Origin of the sequence: Actinomycetospora sp. TBRC 11914, from assembly GCF_012933465.1 — a bacterium.
Taxonomy (GTDB): domain Bacteria; phylum Actinomycetota; class Actinomycetes; order Mycobacteriales; family Pseudonocardiaceae; genus Actinomycetospora.
The window spans coordinates 1-1,701 of record NZ_JABBND010000045.1; the positions used below are offsets into that span (position 1 = coordinate 1).

Sequence of the window (1,701 nt, forward strand, 5' to 3'; positions counted from 1 at the left end):
TATAGAGCCTGTCGGACTTTGTAGTTGGCGGCCGGGGGTGCGCGGGCCGGTGGTGGATCCGGTGGGGTGCTGCTGGTGCTGGCGGTGGGGGGCGGGTTTCCCGGGGTTTTGGGAGGGGCCGTGGGGCCTGCTCGGTTAGCCGGTGGTGCGGGCGGTGTGGAGCTTGAGCAGGTTGTGGGCGGTGGCGATCAGGGCCAGTTCGGCGCGGACGGCTTCGAGGCCGCGTAGCCGGAACCGGTTGCTGATGCGGGTCTTGATCTGCCCGAAGACGGGTTCGACGGTGGCGCTGCGGCGCCGGTAGCGGGCGCGTTGGTCGGGTTCGGCCAGCCGGGCGCGCATCGCTTTCGCCCGGGGCGACTGCTGGCGGGGTGGCTGTTGGTCGGCGGGGTCGCGCAGCGCGTCGCGGTTGGGCGGCACCAGGGGTTCGGGGCCGTGGTGGGTGCGGTGGGCGGCGTGGAGGGTGTCGAGGTCGCCGGGGTGGAAGTAGCCGGCGTCGGCGAGCACGGTCTCGACGGGGTCGGTGATCCCGGCGGCGGTCAGGTTGGCCAGCGCGGCCCGGGTCATCGCGGCGAGCTGGCCGTAGTCGTTGGCTTGGTCGACGACCTCGATGGCGAGCAGGAGCTGGTCGTCGCTGACCGCGGCCTGGGCGTTGAAGCCCTGCAGGAAACCCTGGGCGGTGCGCAGCGACCGGGAGTCGGGGTCGGTGGTGTTCACCCGCAGCGGCTGGGACTGATCCGGCGCGGTCGGCTCGGTGGGGGGCCGTCCCGGCGGGTAGCTGCCGTGCTCGCCGCGGTGGGCCTCGCGGGCCGCGGTGGCCTGTTCGTAGCGGGCCTGGCGGGCCGCCGCCTGGGCGGTCGCGGCCTGCTCCCGGGCCCGGATCTTCTCCCGGGCCTGCGCGAACCGGGCCCGACGCCGACCCGGGTCGGTGAGGTCCTCGGGGGGCTCGTCACCGCGGCGGCCCGGGCCGTGCTCGGCGTCCTCGCCTGCGTCGGTGTTCTCCGCGGCGGCCAGCCGCGCCTCGACCAACACCCCCAGGTCGAACTCGCCCTGCCCCGACCCCTCCCGCTCGCCCGACCCGTCGCCGCCACCGGTGACGCTGCCACCGGTGAGGCTGCCACCGGTGACGCCGCCACCGGTGTCGGTGTGCAGGGCGCGGTCGATGCCCGCGGCGGTGCGGTTGGCCCGCGAGGAGGCGTTCGCGGCGAACTTGCTGCCATCGACCGCGATGGTCCCGACCCGGCCCAGTCCCGCTTCCCGACACAGCGTCAGGACCTGGGTGAACAGGTCCTTGAACACCTCGCGGTGCCCAGCGCGGAACGCGGCGATGGTGTCGTGGTCCGGGCGCTGGTTACCGGTGATGACCCGGAAGGCGACGTCGTGCTCGCAGAGCCGCTCGATCTGGCGCGACGAGGACTGCCCACAGCAGTACGCGTAGATCAACAGCGTGAGCATCATCGTCGGGTCATACGCCCGCCGGCCTCGCCCACCGAGCCGGTAGGTGCTGATCAACGCGGCCAGATCCAGCGTCTCGACCGCGTCGATCACCACCCAGGCCAGATGCCCCTCGGGCAGCCAGTCCCGCACATCGGGGGGCAGCAAGAACCCGGTATCGCGATCCACCGGGCGGAACCCACGAGCCACCCCAAGATCCAATCAGGTTCGACGGTCGACCACGACCCCCAAAACCCGACAGGCTCTATA

General features: G+C 72.8%; 1 protein-coding gene. It reads right to left on the bottom strand.

The window, feature by feature from the left end; all coding sequences use genetic code 11:
* Window positions 1–135: 135 nt before the first annotated feature.
* The gene (locus HH311_RS30735; RefSeq protein ID WP_169187539.1) at window positions 136–1,599 is read right to left on the bottom strand and encodes a transposase; all 1,464 of its coding nucleotides are present in this window, start codon (window positions 1,597–1,599) and stop codon (window positions 136–138) included.
* Window positions 1,600–1,701 lie beyond the last annotated feature (102 nt).